This window comes from Brevibacterium sp. 91QC2O2, assembly GCF_024580695.1.
GTDB lineage: Bacteria > Actinomycetota > Actinomycetes > Actinomycetales > Brevibacteriaceae > Brevibacterium > Brevibacterium moorei.
Genome location: NZ_JANIJY010000007.1, coordinates 147,482 through 167,191, shown reverse-complemented (window position 1 = coordinate 167,191; position 19,710 = coordinate 147,482). Strand labels below are relative to the sequence as shown.

Here is a 19,710-nt window from a genome sequence, read left to right as displayed (position 1 = left end):
CGAAGGCCTTGTGGTGAGGAATCGGTTTCTAGACAATTCCCATTCTCACCGCGGGGCCTTCTTCACACCCCCTACGACACACCTACCCCTGTCGGATAATTCTCTACACCCTCAATCCGGAAGAGCCCGGCAAGGCCCCGATCGGCTACCTCAACGCCACCCACCGCGACGAACTGGGCCGGGAGGTGCGCAGCATCGAAGTCGACCCGAAGCGCGGCCCGCTCATCAAGTGGGCGTTCGAGGCGTACGCGACGGGGAACTACTCGACCATCACCCTCCGCGAAGAACTCATCGACCGCGGCCTGACGACCGTGCCGACGCCGAAGCGACCCGAGAAGGCGCCCGGGCTGTCCACGATCCAGCAGCTGCTCGCCAGCCCGTACTACAAGGGCAACGTGCTGTTCAAAGGCGCGATGTACGACGGCCTGCACGAACCCCTCGTCGCTCCCGAGGTCTGGTACCGGGTGCAGACCGTGCTCGCCTCGCACCGCATCTCCGGGGAGAAGACCCAGGCCCACGACCACTACCTCAAGGGCAGCATCTTCTGCGGTACGTGCGGGTCGCGGCTGATCCTCACCAACGCCAAGAGCGGCCGTGGGGTGATCTACCCGTACTTCATCTGCTCCGGCCGGCACAAGAAGCGCACCGCCTGCGACCGTAAGGCCATGTACGTGCCCGACGTCGAAGCCGCCGTCGAAGACTACTACCGCAGCGTGCAGATCCCCGCCCACGTCATCGAGCCGCTGCGCAAGCTCATCCACGCCGAGTTCGACCGGCTCTACGCCACCGCGAAGAGCGAGCGCAAGAGCCAGATCGCCGAACGCGACCGGCTGCATGACGAGCGCCACAAGCTCCTGCAAGCCCACTACGCCGGAGCCGTGCCCATCGACCTGCTCAAGTCGGAGCAGGACCGCATCGCCCGACAGATCGGGTTCCTCGACGCCCGCATCGAAGCCAGCTCCGTCGAGTACGAACAGGCCCGCGCCCACCTGGACGACTGCCTTGCCCTGGCAGGCAACGCGCACAAGATCTACATGAGCGTGGACGACTCCCTGCGTCGCATCGCGAACCAGGCGTTCTTCGAACGCCTGCTCGTCACAGACGACGGCATCGACGGCCGGGCAGGGGAGCCGTTCCACATCCTGTTCGACCCCGGAGTACAGCAAACTGCCGCCTCCCCAGACGGGGAGACGGCAGTCCACGCAGGTCAAACCGGAAATGTCGGCGGTTTGAACAACCAACTTCTGGTGGGCCCCGAGGGGATCGAACCCTCGACCCGCGGATTAAAAGTCCGCTGCTCTACCAACTGAGCTAGAGGCCCGTGCGTGGGAGATCATGCGACCGCCACACACCCGAACATCCTAACGCCTGTCGGTGGGTTTGGAAAAATCCGCACGCCTCACTTCGCCTCGCCCCAGGCCCTGGCGTAGAAGTCGCCGGACCTGGCATCCAGGAGTTCCTTGTACTTGTTCTCATCCAACGCCTGCGCGGACTCTGCCGGGATTTCCGGCGCGAAGGCCGAAACGCCCAGGCCCGCCCGGGAACCGGTGGCCGGCACTCCGACGGCGTCCATGATCGTGGGCAGCCAGTTGAGCTGGTCCACGCCTGCGCGCGGGGTGCCCAACGGTGTTTTACCGTTCTTCGTCCCCGGCACCCAGATGCGATTGAACACGGTGCGGTCGTCACGGCCGTCGAGTTCCTCGTGGTAGGCGTTCCACCCGGCCATGTGCTTGAGGTGGTCGCCCATTACGACGACGGTCGTATCGTCGAGGTACCCCTTGTCCTTCATGTGGTCGAGGAAGCCCGCGACGGTGGCCATAGAGCAGGAGAACACGGAGGCCAGCTGATCCTGGGTGTCGACCTTGCAGGAGTCGTAGACGTGCACGGGTTCGTGCGTGTCCAGCGTCAGCATCGACAGGTTGAACGGCTTGCCGGTCTTCTGCGACTTCTTGTGCAGCTGGTCGACCTCGTCCTTCGCGTGCTCCATCAGCCGCTTATCGCTCAGGCCCCAGTCGCTGCGGATGTCCTTGGAGGCCTCGCCGGCGGCCCGCCAGGTCTTGAGGTCCTTGATGGTGTCGTAACCGTGGGTGCGCAGGAACGTTCCCTTGGCCGCGAAGTCCGCGTTCGCCCCGCCTATGAAGGTGTTCGTGTACCCGTTGTCGGCCAGCACATCGCCCAGGCAGGTCTGCCCTGACATGAAGCTGTCCAGTTCCGTTCCCAGCTCGTTCATGATCTTGTCGCCGGTCGCAGCGCTCTTGCCGCGCAGGGGGATGCCGCACTGGCTGGAGACGATTCCGGCCATGGTCCAGCCCCCGCCGTGGTACTGCTGCAGGCCGTCGATCCCGGCCCAGCCCTGCGTGGCCTCCTTGGCAGGTGCCAGCATGTCCTTCTCGAACACGCTGTCATCGCCCAGCGTCGCCTCCCCAGACTCCAGGTAGATCAACACCAGGTTCTTCTTGCCCCCGGCGACCTTCTTCGCAGCGGCCCTGTCAACCGTGGGCTGCGCATAATAGGGCCCCAGGTCCAGGTTCGAGCGCACCGCACGGATGTAGTCCGGCATGCTCACAGCCGAGGAGAACGTCGCCGTGCCGGTCACGGCGATGGCCGTGACGAGCGCGATCGGCACCACTGCACCGAAGCGCCGCAGTCCCCTCCCGGTGGGGCTCTGCACGGCCGCGATCCGGCGGACGCCCGTGGCCTTGGACGTGCGGCCCGCACGCTTGCGGCCGGGGCGGCGCAGCAGATAGACGATGACGGCCAGCAGTACCGTGGCGACCAGCGGTACGACGCCGATCCACCAGACGGCCTGGATAGCCAGGTCGCCGCCCCCGCCGTCACGGCGGACGCCGGTGATGTTCGTCAGCATCTGGTCGACGGTGATATCGCCCCAGACCTGGCGGATGTTCCATCCGGCGGCCAACAGCGTCAGGCCCACCCAGACCAGCAGCCAACCACCGATCCGCGCGCTCCAGCGGCCCGCCACACGCAGGGCTCGCAGGGTGCGCGGCCATTTCCTCGACTCGGTACTCGACTCGTCCGACTCCTGGGACACAGGGCCTCCGTCTTCCTCGTTCATTGCCCGGTTCCTCACCGGGTAGGTCGCCTCTTCGGCATCCGGACTCACCAGGATACCGGCAAGGCACCTGGTCGTGGTAGTGTGGGTCCCCTCTGCCCCGGCTCCTGGCCCATCATTCGCCCTGTCTCTTCCCAGCCCGGTTCCACCGATGCTTGTTAGGCTGACCACATGAGTATCTTGGCGTGGATCATCGTGGGGCTGGTGGCCGGTGCCATCGCCCGTTTCCTGCTGCCGGGGGACCACGGCGGTGGTTTCTTCAGCAACCTGTTGTTGGGCGTCGTCGGTGCGATCGTCGGCGGCTTCATCGGCCGTGCCCTGGGCTTCAACCCCAACCTGGCGTTCTTCTCCTGGAGCACCTGGCTGTTCGCCGTGGGAGGTTCGCTTGTGGTGCTGGTCCTCGCCGGCCTGGTCCGAGGCCGCCGGTGAGACCGCCGAAGACCCGCGGAGTAGGATCGCACACATGAAAGCAGCTGAAGAAGTGAACACCGCAGCCGTCGTCGCCGCGGGCCTGGTGGGCGGCTATCTGACCGCCCGCGAAACCCTTATCCGCCCCCTCGGCGGAGTCGTCCTGGCCGCCGCCGGCGCCTACGCCGGCCGCAGCTGGCTGAAGAAGACCAACCCGGCCACCACCTCGGCGCTGGCCGCGACGTACCTGCTGGGCTTCGGCCTGTCACATCCGCTTGCCAAGAAGCTCGGCGCCTGGCCCGCCGTGGGCGTCGTCACCGCTGTGGCCGCGGGTGCCGCATGGGCACTGTCGGATCGCAAGTGAGTTAGACACCGGAACCACACACGAGGGCGGCGCCCGCGGAGATCATCCGCGGGCGCCGCCCTCGTGTATTGCGGGGATGCGCTGCCGGCACCCGCCCGGGATCAGGCGAGTTCGGCTTCCATATCGACGTGCGTGGTGTCCTTGGCCAGGAGCAGGGCGATCACCGTGAGCACCGCACCGACCAGCATGTACAGGCCGACGGTGAAGATCGAACCGCCGTTCGAGTGCTGCCACAGCGCGACCATGGCGAACGGGGCGGGACCCGCGCCGATGACCGAGGACATGTTGTACGAGATCGCCGAACCCGTGTACCGGACGTTCGCGGGGAACAGCTCAGGCAGATAGGCCGCCATCGGTCCGAAGGTCAGGCCCATCAGGGTGAAGCCGATGATCAGACCGGCCAACACCCCTGCGGTGCCGGCGGTGAACAGGGGCTGCAGGCACAGGCCGTAGACCCCGATCAGCACGGTGACGATGCTCAGCATCTTGCGCCGGCCCATTTTCTCCGCCAGCGGCCCGGAGACCACGGTGAAGACGCCGAAGAAGATCACGCCGATGATGAGGTAGACCAGGAATTCGTTCTTGGTGTAGCCCAGGCCGGGCACGAAGGTCGCCGGATCGAAGGCCTTGCCGGCCTTGGCCGCAGCGGCAGCCGCCTTATCGGTGGTGTCGGGCGAGGTGCCGTAGGTCAGGGTGAAGGCCGTCATGAAGTAGAACAGCACATAGGTCGCCAGCATGATGAAGGTGCCCAGGATCATCTGCCACCAGCTGGTCTTGAAGACCGTGGCGATGGGGGCCTTGGCGATCTGCTGCTTCTGTTCGACCAGCTGGAACGCCGGGGTCTCCATCAGGGACATGCGGACCCACAGGCCGACGGCCACCAGGATGGCCGACAGCAGGAACGGAATGCGCCAGCCCCAGTTCAGGAACGCCTCGGGCGAGATCCCGTAGCTGATCGCGACGAACAGCAGGTTGGCGATGATGAAGCCCACGGGGGCTCCCAGCTGCGGGAAAGTGCCCCAGATGGCGCGTTTGCCCTTCGGGGCGTTCTCGGTCGCCAACAGTGCTGCACCGGACCACTCACCGCCCAGGCCCACACCCTGGCAGAAGCGCAGCAGCACCAGGAACAGCGGGGCCAGGATCATCCATCCGGGGGTCTCCGCGGTCGGCAGCAGACCGATCAGGAAGGTGCCGATGCCCATGATGAGCAGCGAGGCGATCAGCGTCTTCTTGCGACCGATCTTGTCACCGAAGTGGCCGAAGAGCACGGAGCCGATCGGGCGGGCGACGAAGGCGACGCCGAACACGGCGAAGGAGCTCAGCAGCTGTGTCGTCGAGGTCTGGTGCGGGAAGAACAGAGCGGGGAAGACCAGCGAGGACGCGGTCGCGTACGAGTAGAAGTCGAAGAACTCGATCGTCGTACCGATCATCGACGCCGTCAGGACTTTGCCGCGGGTGTTCGTCTTGCGGGCCAGTGCGATGTTGTCGACCGCCTGACCGCCATGAGCCGCGCCTGCCGCGGCGTTACTGGTGTGGGTGGACATGATCCCTTGATTCTTGATTCCGAATGGTGAAACGGCGAACGGCCGGGCCATGGGTGAGCCTGAGTGTTCTATCAGCGTTTGCTGTGGCAACCGCGCAAAGAAGACAGTACGCCCGACGACAAGGGAAAATCTCACAGAATCTCACTTATTGAGACTTATGTGACTCAGTATACGAAACTGAAAGGCGTGCACCAGTACCGTTATGCGGGTTGCCTCCCGCCTACTAGGCTTATCGCCCGTGCCCTCAGTTCCCCGGCAGCCCGCCGACCACCGCAGCTTCCCCGTCCCCGTGTCGTATGCCTGTCTGGCCATCGGTGCCTTCGGACTGGGCCTGACGGAATTCGCCACCATGGGGCTGATGCCCCAGTTCGCCGCGGACCTGGGAGTGAGCATCACCGAGGCCGGCCATGCGGTCTCCGCCTACGCCCTGGGCGTGGTGGTGGGCGCACCCCTCATCACCGCCCTGACCTCCCGTGTCCCGCGCAAGCCGCTGCTGCTGGCCATGGTGTGCCTGTTCATCCTGGGCAACCTGCTGGTGGCGACCAGCCCCAGTATGTCGATGCTGCTCATCGCCCGCGTCGTCTCCGGGCTGCCCCACGGCGTCTACCTGGGAGTCGCCGGAATCGTCGCAGCCCGCCTAACCCGCCCTGAGCGCTCGGGGACGGCCGTGGCGCGGGTGATGCTGGGCATGACGATCGCGAACATCGTCGGCGTACCGGCGGCCACCGTGCTGGGCGCCCAGCTGGGCTGGCGCACCTCCTATTTCGTCTTCGCAGCCGTCGGAGTGGTCAACTTCCTGGCGGTGGCCCTGTTCGTGCCCGCCGTCGGAGCCACGGGGACGAACACTGCCACGGGGGACCCCGCCCCGGCCCAGCGGCCCTCGACCCGGGCCGAGCTGCGCACCCTGGCCCGCCCACAGGTGGTGCTGACCCTGCTGGCCGGCTCCCTGGGGTTCGGCGGCATGTTCGCCGTCTACACCTATATCGCGCCGACGGTGACCGATCTGGCCGGTGCCGCGGACTCCGTGGTCCCCTGGGTGCTGGTGGCCTATGGAGTCGGGATGACCCTGGGCTCGCTGATCGCAGGCCCGCTGATCGACAAGTCGATCGAACGCGCCGTCATCATCGGAGTGGCGGGCCTGGGCATCGTCCTGGCCGCCTTCGGCACCCTGGCCCATCTGTTCCCGGCGATCGTGGTGTGCATGGTGCTCCTGGGCATCGGCGGTTCCATCTTCACCACGGGCCTGCAGGTGCGCCTGATGCGCGAAACCCACGACGCCCCCAGCATGTCCGCCGCGATGAATCAATCGGCGTTCAATCTGGCCAATGCCCTGGGCGCGTTCCTCGGCGGGGTCGTGATCGACGCGGGACTGGGCTACCGGGCGCCGGCCTTCACCGGGGTCGGGCTGACCGCAATCGGCTTCTGCTTCATCCTGGCCGCCGTGATCGGCTACCGGCGCCGACGGACCCGGGCCCGCGACGTAGTGCCCGTGTGAGCGCTCACCTTAACGCAAGGACAGCTTTGCGATTTCATCCCAGCCGATCTTAAAACATCGCAGGTCAGGGGTGTCGTGGCCTGGATAACCGGCGTCACGACGTTGCGCAGAACACGGTCGGGCCAGCCGCCGGGCCCGGGACGGCCCATCGTGCGTACGGTAGTTCCAGCGGCAGGCGGAAACCGCTGAACGCGACCGGCCTGCCAATCGACACACTGCGGATTATTGGGAGACACCGTGAGAATCGCGCTTTTCGCTACGTGCATCGTCGATGCGATGTACCCGGAGGTGGCACGCGCGACCGTCAGCATTCTGGAACGACTGGGGCATGAGGTCATCTTCCCCGCCGGCCAGGCCTGCTGCGGTCAGATGCACATCAACTCCGGCAAGTTCAAGCAGGCCTACCCGGTCGTGGAGAACCACGTGCGGGCATTCGAGGCCGAATCCTGGGACTATGCGGTGGCCCCCAGTGGTTCCTGCGTGGCCTCGCTGGGCCACCAGCACCCCATGATCGCCGAATACAACAACGACGACGAGCTGTCCAAGCGCGCCACCGACATCGCCGGGCGCACCATGGAACTGGCGCAGTTCCTCACCGATGTCGAGGGCATCACCGATGCCGCCGAACAGTTGGGCTCGTACTTCCCGTACAAGATCGCCTACCACCCCTCCTGCCACGGGATGCGGCTGCTGCGCCTGGGCGACCGGCAGCAGCGCCTCTTGGAGACCGTCGAGGGCGCCACAGTGGTCAAGGCCGATAACTGGGATTCCTGCTGCGGCTTCGGCGGCACCTTCTCCGTGAAGAACCCGCAGGTGTCCTCGGCGATGCTCTCGGACAAGGTCGACGCGATCATCGGCACCGGCGCACAGGTGTGCTCCGGCGGCGACGCCAGCTGCCTCATGCACATCGGCGGCGGCCTCTCGCGCACCTCGGAACTCCTCCCGGCCCAGGGCAGCGTGCCCGCCACGGTCCACCTGGCCCGGATCCTGGCCTCGACCAAGGAGAACCCGCTGGTCCTCGACGAAGAGCTCGTGAGCGGAGGTGCCCTGCGATGACCGCCGTCAACATCGGAACCCCCATGGTCCTCGGCAAGGACGGCGTGACCCTGCGGCCGGTCGCCGGCCAGGGCTTCCTGAAGGAGGGCGCGCCCTTCCCGCAGGTCGCCGAACACGAGCTGAGCAATGTCCAGCTGCGCACCAACCTGACGAAGGCCACCACCACGATCCGCGGCAAGCGGGCACTGCGCGTGGCCGAACGCCCCGACTGGGAGGACCTGCGCGACAACGGCTCGGGCGTGAAGTCCTATGTGATGGACCGGCTGCCCGAACTGCTGACCCAGTTCGAAGCCGCCTTCACCGCCCGCGGCGGCCACGTCCACTGGGCGCGCAACGCAGACGAGGCCAACAGGATCGTCGAGGACCTGGTCAAGCAGAACGCACCCGTGCTGGACAACGGCCGGCGCGAGGTCATCAAGGTCAAGTCGATGGCCACCCAGGAGATCGGCCTGAACGAATACCTCGAGCCCCACGGCATCGACGCCTTCGAAACCGACCTGGCCGAACTCATCGTCCAGCTGGGCCACGACCGCCCCAGCCACATCCTGGTGCCGGCCATCCACCGCAACCGCGATGAGATCCGCGAGATCTTCCTGCGCGAGATGGACGATGCCGACCCGAACCTGTCGAACAATCCGCAGGATCTGGCCGAGGCCAGCCGCAAGCACCTGCGCAAGAAATTCATGTCCACCAAGGTCGCGATCTCCGGCGCCAACTTCGGCATCGCCGAAACCGGCACCTTGGGCGTGGTCGAGTCCGAGGGTAACGGCCGGATGTGTGTGACCCTGCCGGAGACCCTCATCACCGTCATGGGCATCGAGAAGCTGCTGCCGAAGTTCGAGGACCTCGGCACCTTCATGCAGCTGCTGCCGCGTTCGTCCACCGGCGAGCGGATGAACCCGTACACCTCCTACTGGACGGGCGTGAGCGAGGGCGACGGTCCGCAGAACGTGCACATCGTGCTGCTGGACAACGGGCGGACCAGGGCGCTGGCCGATGAGCACGGCCGCCAGGCCCTGCACTGCATCCGCTGCTCTGCCTGCATGAACGTCTGCCCCGTCTACGAGCGCACCGGCGGGCACGCCTACGGCTCTGTCTACCCCGGCCCGATCGGTGCGATCCTGACCCCGCTGCTGACCGGTGTGGACGAGAGCGAGAACGGCAGCCTGCCGTACGCCTCAAGCCTGTGCGGCTCCTGCTACGACGCCTGCCCCGTGAAGATCAACATCCCGGAGATGCTGGTGCGCCTGCGCGCCGAGGACGTGGAGAACAAGGAGCGCAAGGCAGAGCAGAAGGCCGGTGTGCTGGGCAAGCTGCCGCACAGCCAGCTGGACGCGGCACTGACCGCGGCCTCCTGGATGATGTCGGACGGCAAGCGCATGGCCGCGGTCGAGAAGGGCCTGCCGCTGGCGAAGCTGATGGTCTCCCCCGAGGGCCTGAAGAAGGCCCCGGGTGTGGCGGGCAAGTGGACGAAGACCCGCACGGTCCCCCAGCCGCCCAAGGAATCGTTCCGGACGTGGTGGGCCAGGGAACGCGGGAATTCCGCCCGTGGGAACGGAGATGCGAAATGACCTCGAATCCGCTCAAGAGGATGCTCGGCACCAAACCGGCCGCCGACCCGGAAACGGAACCGCAGCCGTCCTTCCCCGACGCCCGGTCCGAAGTCCTGGCCAGGATCTCCGCGGCCCTGGGCCGCGAGGGCACCGTGGGCGAGCAGGGCTTCGTACCGGCCGATCACGAACCGCCGGAGATCCCAGCGCACCAGTCCGTGACCGGCGAGCTGGACCGCGAGGGTCTGGTCGCGCTGCTGACCGACCGGCTGGTCGACTACGACGCCGGTGTCACCCGCGTGTCCGAGGCCGAGGTCCCGGCGACCGTGGCGCGCCTGCTCGGGGATGCCAAGCGGATCGTGGTGCCCGATGATCTGGACGACGCCCTGCTGTCCGAGGTCACCGCCGAGGTGCGCCAGGATTCCGGTTCGGATCCCACGCCCAAGGAGGAGCTGAACACGGTGATCGACGCAGTGGTCACCGGTTCCCAGGTGGCGATCGCCGACACCGGCACGATCTGCCTGTCCGGCCCCGGCTGCGGGCGCCGCGCGATCACCCTGGTGCCCGATCACCACATCTGCCTGGTGTTCGTCTCCGACATCGTGCAGCTGGTGCCCGAGGCCGTGGCCGTCCTGATCGAGCGCGAGCTCGCCACCCTGCCCCAGACCTGGGTGTCGGGGCCGTCTGCGACCGTTGACATCGAACTGGAGCGAGTGGCCGGCGTGCACGGCCCCCGTACCCTGGACGTGGTCCTGGTCGACGACTGAGCCGCGCGCGTCCTGTCCGTGGCCCCACTGCGATGCAGTGGGGCCACAGTGGTTTTGGATACCTGTTACGTGCGTTACACGTTCTTCTCATATTGTCGGTATAGTTCCTTCCACCCCCGGTTACGTGACCGGAGACACCCAGGAGGAACATACCCGTGAAAGCACTCCCCATCGCGGCTGCACTGGCCGCCGTCGTCCTGACACTGTCCGCTTGTGGCGGTTCGGCCTCGGACAAGGATTCCCAATCGGCCGACGGTTTCACCCCGATCAACGAGGGCAAGCTGACCAACTGCACCCACCTGTCCTACCAGCCCTTCGAGTACGAGAAGGGCGGCGAGATCGTCGGCTTCGACGTCGACATCGTAGCCAAGGTCGCCGAGAAGCTGGGCCTGGAGCAGGAAGTCGTCGACACCCCCTTCGAGACCATCACGACCGGCGCCGCCTTCAACCAGAAGACCTGCGATATCTCCGCCGCCGGCACCACGATCACCGATGAGCGCAAGGGCAAGGTCGACTTCTCCGACTCCTACTTCGACGCGAACCAGGCCGTCCTCGTCAAGGACAAGAAGCCCGCCTCGGAAGCCGATCTCAAGGGCATGAAGATCGCCGTCCAGCAGGGCACGACCGGTGAGATGTACGCCAATGAGAACATCAAGGACGCGACCAACACCACCTACGAGGACCTGCCCCTGTCGCTGGAGGCCCTGAAGAACGGCCAGGTCGACGCCGTCATCAACGACAACGGCGTGCTCTACGACTACGCCAAGCAGAACTCCGGCTTCAACGTCGCCTTCGACATCGCCACGGGCGAACACTACGGAATCGCCGTGAAGAAGGGCAACGCCGAACTGCTCAAGACCACGAACGAGGTGCTGGCACAGCTGAAGTCCGACGGCACCTACAACGAGATCTACAAGAAATGGTTCGGCGTGGACGCGCCCACGGCCGGGGCCTCGGCCGCCGCGACCGATAAGTGACGCCCATGAAGAGACGTCAGAAACAGCGACTCTCGCGCGGGATCCAGTACGCGATCCTGGTGATCGTCGTCGTGGTCCTGGCCTTCGCGGCCGACTGGCAGACCCTGCTGGATACCTTCGCCGACCCCAAGGTGGCCGCCGGGATGTTCCCGCAGGTCATCACGGTCGCGCTGAAGAACACCGTGATCTTCACGCTGCTGGGCTTCGTCGTGGGCCTGGCCGCCGCCATCGTCCTGGCCCTCATGCGGCTGTCCTCGGTGGCGGTCTACCGGGGGATCTCGTTCGCCTACATCGAGTTCTTCCGCGGGCTGCCGGCCCTGGTGGTGTTCCTGGCGATGGGCTTCGGCCTTCCCGCGGCCTTCCCGGATGCGCAGATCCCGCGGCTCGTGTCGATCACGATCGCGCTGGGCCTGGTGTCCTCGGCCTATATGGCCGAGACCATCCGCGCCGGCATCCAGGCGGTGCCGCGCGGGCAGATCGAGGCCGCCAGGTCCCTGGGCATGTCCCACACCAGGACCACCATCACGATCGTGCTGCCGCAGGCCTTCCGGATCATCCTGCCGCCGCTGACCAACGAGCTGATCCTGCTGACCAAGGACTCGTCCCTGGCCTACATCCTGGGCGCGTCCGTGACGGAACGCGAACTGGCCATGCTGGCCCGCTCCGAAATCGTGTCATCGGCGAGTCTGACGCCGTTCCTGGTGATCGCCGTGTGCTATCTGATCATCACCCTGCCGCTGTCATATCTTTCGCGCAGGCTCGAACGCAAGTACGGATCCGCGGGAATGGGGGCATGAGATGAGCACGTCAGAGGAAACACCGATCGTCTCGATCACGAACCTGGGCAAATCCTTCGGAGACAACGAGGTGCTGCGCGATATCAACCTGGAGATCACCAGGGGCGAGGTCGTGTGCGTCATCGGCCCCTCCGGTTCGGGTAAGTCGACGATGCTGCGCTGCATCAACCTACTGGAGACGCCCAGCCACGGCTCCATCGTGGTCGACGGAATGGACATAACGGATCCGGACCTCGACATCGACGCCGCACGGCGGCGCATCGGCATGGTCTTCCAGGGCTTCAACCTGTTCTCGCACTTAAGCGTGCGGGAGAACCTCACCGTGGCCCAGCGCAAGGTCCTCAAGCGCACAGCGGAACAGGCTGACGCGGAGGCCCAGAAGCAGATCGCCCTGGTCGGGCTGACCGACAAGCTCGACGCCAAACCGGAACAGCTCTCCGGCGGACAGCAGCAGCGCGTGGCCATCGCCAGGTCCCTGGCGATGAACCCCAGCCTGATGCTGTTCGACGAGCCCACCTCGGCCCTGGATCCGGAGACCGTGGGCGATGTGCTGGGCGTGATGCGCGATCTGGCCGATGAGGGGATGACGATGATCGTGGTGACCCACGAGATCGAATTCGCCCGCGAGGTCGCCGACCGGGTCGTCTTCATGGACGGCGGCGTGGTGGTCGAGGCCGGGCCGCCCTCGGCGGTGATCGGCGATCCGCAGCACGAGCGCACCAGGAGCTTCCTGTCCCGCGTCCTGCACCCCACGGAGCCCCGGTCCTGACCGGCCCGCTGAGCGGGTCCTGAAACCCGGGGGCGCACCTCGGCCCATGTAAAACCTGTGTGAACGAATGCCCGGAAGGCTCGCCTTCCGGGCATTCGTGTTCTAGGCATCACAGTGCCGCATGTAACATGTCCCTGTTCCCCTTCGTGAGCCCGGCCACCGCCGCGGCCACGGCCTCGGCCCCGTTCGCGGGCCCAGGAATAGCGACTAAGGAGACCCTTGAGCGACTCAACCGCGCCCGGAATGCGCGAAAAGGTGGAGACCACCCACCACGTCGATGAACAGACCGCCAAGAAGGCCGCGATCGCGGCCCTGGTGGGCACCGCCATGGAGTGGTACGACTTCTTCCTGTTCACCACCGCCAGCGCACTGATCTTCAATGTGCTCTACTTCGATTCCTCCGACCCCTTCCTGGCCACCATGGCGTCCTTCGCCACCATGGCCGTTGGCTTCGTGGCCCGCCCGATCGGCGGCCTGATCTTCGGCCACCTGGGCGATAAGATCGGCCGCAAGACCGTCCTGATGATCACCGTGGTGGGCATCGGCACCGCCACCGGCCTGATCGGCCTGCTGCCTGACCGCCACGCGATCGGCATGGCCGCCCCGGTCCTGCTCATCATCCTGCGCGTCTTCCAGGGCCTGGCCGTGGGCGGCGAATGGGGCGGCGCTGTGACGGCCGCGGTGGAATCCGCGCCGGCGCACAAGCGCGCCTGGTATGCCGCCTTCCCCCAGATCGGCTCGCCCATCGGCACCATCCTGTCCTCCGGTTTCTTCTTCCTGGTCGGCATCATCATCACCAATGACGAGCACTTCAACATGTGGGGCTGGCGCATCCCGTTCCTGCTGGCCATCCCACTGCTGCTGGTCTCCGTCTACATCCGAAAGCACCTGGAGGAAACCCCGGTGTTCCAGGAGCTGGAAGAGGAATCGGCCAAGGAATCGGCCCCTATCATCCAGGTCTTCAAGCACTCGCCCCTGCAGGTGCTCATCGGCTTCGGCGCCAATCTGACCGGCGGTGCCGGCTTCTTCCTGGTCACCACCTTCGTCGTGTCATACGGCACCCAGCAGTTGGGCATGAACAAGAACCTGCTGCTGGCTGCCACCCTGGTGGGCGCGGCCCTGGAGATCCTGGTGCTGGTCTACGGCGGCAAGCTCGGCCAGAAGTACGGCCCTGCCCGCGTGTCCGTGATCGGCGGGGTGCTGACCATCCTGTGCGCCTTCCCCGTCTTCCTCATGGTCGATACCACCAATCCGGTGCTGGTGATCCTGGGCGTGGCCTTCGGCGTCGCCTGCCTGTCGGTGCCCTACGCCGCCAACGGCGCCCTGATGACCGCTCTGTTCCCGCCGGCCCACCGCCTGTCCGGGGTCGCGATCGCCGCCAACCTGGGCTCCATCGTCTCCGGCTTCACGCCGATGATCGCCACCGCGCTACTCCATGCATCGGGTGAGGCCTGGTGGCCCGCGCCCATCATGCTCATCGTCTTCGGTGCGATCACCCTGATCTGCTCGGCGTTGGCGCCGAAGTTCAGTGTCAAAGTGGAAGGATACAAATACTGATGAAACTCGATCTGCTCATCACCGGGGCCCGCGTCCAGACCATGGACCCGGCCCGGCCCACTGCACACACCATCGGCGTATGGGGCGGGCGGATCATCGGCTTGGACGAGGACGTGGCCGGCTTGCCGGCCGCCCGCACGCTGGACTTGGGCGGGGCGACCGTGCTGCCCGGCTTCAACGACGTCCACTGCCACACCACCTGGTTCGGTCTGACGCTCGACAGTGTCGACGTGGAGAACCTGCCCGGAGGCATGGACGAGCTGTACTCCAAGCTCGAGGCCGAGGCGCGCCGCCTGCCCGCGGGCGAATGGATCAACGCCACCGGCTTCGCCCAGCAGGATTACGCCGACCAGTACCCGGACTTGGAGATCCTGGACCGGATCTGCGGCGACCACCCGCTGTTCCTGCGCAAGGTCTCCGGGCACGCCGCAATCGCCAACACCCTGGCGATGGACAAGGCCGGGATGCTCGCGCCAGGGTTCACCGACCCCGAGGGCGGCCTGGTGGTCCGCGATTCCTCCGGCCGGCCCACCGGACTTGTCGAGGAGACCGCCCAGAACCTCGTCCAGGACCTGATCCGGCCCTATTCGCAGGCCCAGATCGAGAAGGTCCTGGGCCTGGCCACCGCGGAATACGCCCGCGAGGGCATCACCAGCTTCGGCGAGGCGGGGATCTGCGGCGGCTGGATCGGCCACTCCCCCGTCGAGGTCAGCGCCTATATGCGGGCACGGACCTCGGGTGCGCTCAAGGCCCGCGCCCAGCTGCTGCCCGCCATCCAGACCCTGCACCCGATCACGGCGAACTCCGCCGATGATTTCGGCACGGGACTGGATCTGGGCATGGTCACCGGCTTCGGCGACGACTACCTGTCGATCGGCCCGACCAAGATGTTCATGGACGGGGCCCTGTCCGGCGAGACCGCGGCGATGAGCGAGAACTACGCCGGCCGCGACACCAAGGGCTATCTGCAGGACGAGTTCGAGGTGCTGCGCGCCCAGGCACTGGCCGCCTACCGGTCCGGCTGGTCGCTGGCGATCCATGCGATCGGCGACCTGGCGGTCAAGGGCGCAGTGGACATCATCGCCGAGGCCGTGGACACCTACGGTGCACCCGGCCACGGCGGTGCCGCCGCCGGCGGCCGGGCCTCGGCACTCAACGCCCACCCCGTGCCCAACCGGATCGAACACGCCGCCATCGTGCCCGATGCGCTGCTGCCGCGGATCAAGGAGTACGGCATCGCGGTGACCCCGCAGTCGGCCTTCGCCGACAACATCGGCGACTCTATGAACACGGTGCTGGGAGGCGCGGACCATCCGCGCACCGCCCAGCTGTACCGCGCCAAGGCCTTCTTCGACGCCGGCATCCTGCTGCCCGGTTCCTCCGACCGGCCGTGTGCCAACGGCAATGTGCTGCGCGGCATCCAGGCCTTCGTGGACCGCGCCACCCGCTCCGGCGCGGTGATGGGATCCGCAGCGGAGAAGCTGAGCCCACTGCAGGCCGTCCAGGCCTACACGACGATCGCAGCACAGGCCTCGGGCCAGGGCCACCTCAAGGGCACCCTGACACCGGGCAAGTTGGCGGACTTCGTCGTGCTGGGCGCCGATCCGCTGACCGTCGATCCCACGACGATCGCCGCCACGGAAGTGCTGGCGACCTTCGTGGGCGGTGTGGAGACCCACACGACGCTCTGATCGAGCGCAATCGAGAACACCACAGAACCGCTGATCCGCCCCGGCTCCGGCCGGGGCGGATCGCGTGGACAATCGGAAAGTTGGAGGAAGCAGAAGTCATGAGCACAGGATTCGACGTCGTCGAGAAGTCGATCGGCCAGCTGCTGGAGGCGCTCGCAGCGGGCCGGGTCACAAGCGTCGACCTGGTGTGCGCCTATCTCAACCGCATCGGGTACTACGACCGCACAGGACTGTGTCTCAAGGCCGTCCCCGTCCTCAACCCCGAGTGCCTGGAGGAGGCGCGCGCCTCCGATGCCCGGCGGGCCGCCGGCACCGTGGGACCGCTCGAGGGCGTTCCGTTCACCGTCAAGGACAGCTACAAGGTCGCCGGCCTCACCGTGGCCTCGGGGTCGCCCGCGCTGGCCGACCTGGTGGCCGGACAGGACGCCCGCGCGGTCGAACTGCTGCGTGCCGCAGGCGCCGTGCTCATCGGCAAGACGAATATGCCGCCGATGGCCGCCGGCGGTGTGCAGCCGGGGCTCTACGATTACGCGCGCAGCCCGTACAACCCCGATTATCTGACCGCGGCCTACGGCTCGGGCTCGTCCAACGGCTCCGGCACGAGCACCGCGGCGAGCTTCGCCGCCTTCGGCATGGCAGAGGAGACGGTCTCCTCGGGCCGCTCGCCGGCCTCGAACAACGCGCTCGTGGCCTACACTCCCTCGCGCGGGGTGTTGTCCATTCGCGGCAATTGGCCCCTGCGCCCCACCTGCGATGTCGTCGTCCCGCACACCCGTGGGGTGGACGACCTGCTGCGGCTGCTCGAGGTGTTGGCGGTGGACGACCCGCAGACCACCGGCGACTTCTGGCGCCAGCAGAGCGCCGTCGAACTCCCCGCACCGGCGACCGTGCTGCCGGCCCCGCGCGAACGGGTTCGGCCCGCACGCTTGGACGGCCTGCGCATCGGTGTGCCGAAGATGTACATCGGCGAGGACCCCACCGCGGAAGTGCCACCGGTCATCAACCCCGCGGTGCGCGCCCTGTGGGACCGCGCAGCTGCCGATCTGCGAGGGCTCGGCGCCACCGTCGTGGCAGTCGACTTCCCCGTTGTTTCGAACTATGAGGAGGACCGGCCGAGCGCCAGGGGCATGGCCGAGCGCGGCCTGGTGCCCCCGGACTGGCGTGCAATCGAAACCGGTACCGTGGCCGCGATGGCCTTCGATCAGTTCCTGGCCGTCAATGGCGACCCGGCCCTGACCAGCTGGGCCGATGTGGACGGCGATGACGTGTTCCCCGCCCAGGACCCACTCATACCCGTGTGGATCACAATGGCCCGCGGCGGCTACGATTTCCAGCGCCTAGCCGAACTCGTCAAAGCAGGACTCCCGGAATCCTATGACGAGGTGCCGCAGCTGGCGGAGGTCCTCCGCGGACTCGAAGCCGTGCGCCGGGTCGATCTGGAGGACTGGATGGACGGGCTCGCCCTGGACGCCATCGCATTCCCCGCCGCCGGGGACGTGGGCCGCGACGATCTGTTCACCCGGCCGGAGAGCCACGCCGATGCATCGCGCAATGGCGTCGTGTACTCCAATGGCAACCGCGTGTTCAGGCACCTGGGCATCCCCACGGTGTCAGTGCCGATGGGCCTCATCGCCGACACCTCGATGCCGGTCAATGTGACCTTTGCCGGGCCCGCCTACACAGACGATGCCCTCTTGGACTTAGCCCATGCTTTCGAGACCGCAACCCACCGGCGTGTGCCGGCCTTCCTCACGCCCAGTCTGCCCGGCAATGTGATCGCGGCGGCCGAAACAGCACCGGGCACGACCGGACCGGAACCGGCGGGCGCACCGGACTTCGCGGTGTCGATCGACTCCGATGAGCGCTCCTGGCTCATCACTGTGACTGTGGCCGGGGCCCCTGCTGCCGGGACCGCGCAGGTGTGGGCCGACGGGCACATCCTGCGCCCGGTGGCCGGCTCGCCGGGCACCTTCAGCGGTCGGATCTCCCTGACGCGCAGGCGCGTGCATCCGGAGCTCCTCGTGGTCGTGCGGGCCGGCCATGCTGCTGCGGCATTCGAAACGGTCCCGCTGCCCACACGCTGACGCCCGACACAGCCGAGGCCCCGGCCCGGTTCCGCACATACGGATCCGGGCCGGGGCCTCGGCTGTCCAGAGCCTGCGGAGCAGCGGGCTCGGAATCGGCTCAGACGGAGTAGTCCGCCTGGGTCAGGACCTCTTCGATGACGTCCAGGCCGGCGTTGAGCTCCTCCTCCGTGACGTTCAGCGGCGGAACCACGTGGATCCGGTTGAAGTTGTTGAATGGTAGGACGCCCGCGGCCTTGATCTTGGCCAGGATGTCCGCGACTTCCGGCGAGCCGCCGCCGTAGGGTGCCAGCGGTTCGCGCGATTCCTGGTCCTTGACCAGCTCGATCGCCCAGAACATGCCGGTGCCACGGACCTCGCCCACGTGCTTGGCGTTCGCGGCGATCTTCTCCAGGCGCGGGCCCACGATCTCCTCGCCCAGTCTGGCCGCATTGTCCACCATGCCCTCGTCGGCCATCGCGTTGATGGTCGCCACGGCGGCGGCGCAGGCCAGCGGGTGGCCCGAGTAGGTCAGGCCGCCGGGGTATGAGCGCTGGCCGAAGTGGGAGTAGATCGCATCGTTCATCACGACTCCGCCCAGGGGCACGTAACCGGAGTTCACGCCCTTGGCGAAGGTGATGACGTCGGGCACGATGCCAAAGCGTTCGAAGGCGAACCAGCTGCCGGCGCGGCCGAACCCGGCCATCACCTCGTCGGCGATGTAGACGATGCCGTACTTCGTGGCCAGTTCGCGCACGCCCTGCATGTACTCGTCACTGGGGATCATGATGCCGGCGGTGCCGGGAATCGACTCCAGGATGATGGCGGCGATGGTCTCCGGGCCCTCCAGCTGGATGGTCCGTTCCAGATGGTGCAGGGCCCGGCGGGTCTCCTGTTCCTCGGTCTGCGCATCGAATTCGGAGCGGTAGAGGAATGGGCCGAAGAAGTGCACAACGCCCGAGTCGGCGGTGTCGCTGGGGATCCGGCGGGGGTCGCCGGTGACGTTGACGGCCAGGTCGGTCCCACCGTGGTAGCTGTGGTAGCGCGAGAGCACCTTGCGCCGGCCGGTGAACTGGCGGGCCATCCGGATCGCGTGCTCATTGGCGTCCGCGCCGGCATTGGTGAAGAACACGTGGTCGAGCCCGGCGGGGGTGCGTTCGGTGATGAGCCGGGCGGCCTCGGAGCGGGCGGCATTGGCGTGGGCCGGGTTGATGGTGCACAACAGGTCCGCCTGGTCCTTGATCGCCTGGACGACTGCCGGGTGCTGGTGGCCGATGTTCGTGTTGACCAGCTGACTGGTGAAGTCCAGGTAGCGCTTGCCGTCGCCGTCGAAGACATAGGAGCCCTGTGCGCGGGAGACGACCATGGGGGTGATCTGCTGCTGGGCCGACCATGAGTGGAACACATGTGCACGGTCCAGCTCATAGGCGCGCTGGGATTCTGCGACGATGGCTGCGGTTTCCTCCGGAGACAGTTCCGGGGCGTTGGCGGGCATAGCGGTCACACTATCTTTTTCCTTCTGGTGGAAAGGGCGGGGTTTGCGACGCGGCTCACAGAACCACCGTCGAGGACATCGTAGATCACAGCGCCGGGCAGCGT

The 19,710-nt window shown here is 66.8% G+C and carries 15 protein-coding genes, 1 tRNA gene and 1 pseudogene; 13 read left to right on the top strand and 4 right to left on the bottom strand.

All coding sequences use genetic code 11. The features are described from left to right. Positions 1–185: 185 nt before the first annotated feature. Positions 186–650: pseudogene (locus tag NQ036_RS15800) on the top strand (recombinase family protein); the annotation flags it as partial. Positions 651–1,245: 595 nt separating this feature from the next. Here NQ036_RS15800 and NQ036_RS07775 read toward each other — a convergent pair. Continuing rightward, positions 1,246–1,321, bottom strand: a tRNA-Lys gene (locus tag NQ036_RS07775). A gap of 78 nt (positions 1,322–1,399) precedes the next feature. After that, positions 1,400–3,076: a sulfatase-like hydrolase/transferase gene (locus tag NQ036_RS07770; protein ID WP_257048843.1), complete on the bottom strand. Its 1,677-nt coding sequence runs from the start codon at positions 3,074–3,076 to the stop codon at positions 1,400–1,402. A gap of 168 nt (positions 3,077–3,244) precedes the next feature. Between NQ036_RS07770 and NQ036_RS07765 the strand changes: the two genes are divergently transcribed. Together NQ036_RS07765 and NQ036_RS07760 are read left to right on the top strand one after the other, a co-directional pair. After that, positions 3,245–3,502 (top strand): GlsB/YeaQ/YmgE family stress response membrane protein, encoded by a 258-nt coding sequence (locus tag NQ036_RS07765; protein WP_257048844.1) that lies wholly within the window; start codon positions 3,245–3,247, stop codon positions 3,500–3,502. 34 nt (positions 3,503–3,536) lie between these two features. Continuing rightward, the gene (locus NQ036_RS07760) at positions 3,537–3,845 is read left to right on the top strand and encodes a hypothetical protein (RefSeq protein WP_257048846.1); all 309 of its coding nucleotides are present in this window, start codon (positions 3,537–3,539) and stop codon (positions 3,843–3,845) included. A gap of 101 nt (positions 3,846–3,946) precedes the next feature. Here NQ036_RS07760 and NQ036_RS07755 read toward each other — a convergent pair whose 3' ends face one another. Continuing rightward, positions 3,947–5,389, bottom strand: coding sequence for an MFS transporter (locus NQ036_RS07755; RefSeq protein ID WP_257058094.1), 1,443 nt, complete (start codon positions 5,387–5,389; stop codon positions 3,947–3,949). A 238-nt stretch (positions 5,390–5,627) separates the two neighbouring features. Here NQ036_RS07755 and NQ036_RS07750 point away from each other — a divergent pair, with 238 nt between their 5' ends. The 10 genes from NQ036_RS07750 (at position 5,628) to NQ036_RS07705 (ending at position 18,132) form a co-directional block, all read left to right on the top strand. Then, entirely contained in the window at positions 5,628–6,884 is a 1,257-nt protein-coding gene (locus tag NQ036_RS07750; RefSeq protein WP_257058092.1) for an MFS transporter, read from the top strand. 237 nt (positions 6,885–7,121) lie between these two features. Next, the gene (locus NQ036_RS07745) at positions 7,122–7,940 is read left to right on the top strand and encodes a (Fe-S)-binding protein (protein ID WP_257048851.1); all 819 of its coding nucleotides are present in this window, start codon (positions 7,122–7,124) and stop codon (positions 7,938–7,940) included. Beyond that, a complete protein-coding gene (locus NQ036_RS07740) occupies positions 7,937–9,511 on the top strand; it encodes a lactate utilization protein B (protein ID WP_257048852.1) in 1,575 nt (524 codons plus the stop codon). The genes NQ036_RS07745 and NQ036_RS07740 overlap by 4 nt, the downstream gene beginning before the upstream one ends. Beyond that, a complete protein-coding gene (locus tag NQ036_RS07735; protein ID WP_257058091.1) occupies positions 9,508–10,257 on the top strand; it encodes an LUD domain-containing protein in 750 nt (249 codons plus the stop codon). The genes NQ036_RS07740 and NQ036_RS07735 overlap by 4 nt, the downstream gene beginning before the upstream one ends. A gap of 155 nt (positions 10,258–10,412) precedes the next feature. Beyond that, complete coding sequence (locus NQ036_RS07730) at positions 10,413–11,234, top strand: basic amino acid ABC transporter substrate-binding protein (protein ID WP_257058090.1); 822 nt, start codon at positions 10,413–10,415, stop codon at positions 11,232–11,234. 5 nt (positions 11,235–11,239) lie between these two features. Next, positions 11,240–12,031: an amino acid ABC transporter permease gene (locus NQ036_RS07725; protein ID WP_257058089.1), complete on the top strand. Its 792-nt coding sequence runs from the start codon at positions 11,240–11,242 to the stop codon at positions 12,029–12,031. 1 nt (position 12,032) lies between these two features. Next, on the top strand, positions 12,033–12,800 hold the full coding sequence (locus NQ036_RS07720; RefSeq protein ID WP_306427695.1) for an amino acid ABC transporter ATP-binding protein: 768 nt from the start codon (positions 12,033–12,035) through the stop codon (positions 12,798–12,800). Between the two features lie 219 nt (positions 12,801–13,019). Then, complete coding sequence (locus tag NQ036_RS07715; protein ID WP_257048857.1) at positions 13,020–14,357, top strand: MFS transporter; 1,338 nt, start codon at positions 13,020–13,022, stop codon at positions 14,355–14,357. Further along, positions 14,357–16,048, top strand: coding sequence for an amidohydrolase (locus tag NQ036_RS07710; protein WP_257048859.1), 1,692 nt, complete (start codon positions 14,357–14,359; stop codon positions 16,046–16,048). Before NQ036_RS07715 ends, NQ036_RS07710 begins: the two co-directional genes overlap by 1 nt. Before the next feature lie 98 nt (positions 16,049–16,146). After that, positions 16,147–18,132, top strand: coding sequence for an amidase (locus NQ036_RS07705; protein WP_257048861.1), 1,986 nt, complete (start codon positions 16,147–16,149; stop codon positions 18,130–18,132). Between the two features lie 100 nt (positions 18,133–18,232). Here the strand turns inward: NQ036_RS07705 and NQ036_RS07700 are convergent, their stop codons facing one another. Beyond that, positions 18,233–19,606, bottom strand: coding sequence for an aspartate aminotransferase family protein (locus tag NQ036_RS07700; protein WP_257048881.1), 1,374 nt, complete (start codon positions 19,604–19,606; stop codon positions 18,233–18,235). Positions 19,607–19,710: the final 104 nt, after the last annotated feature.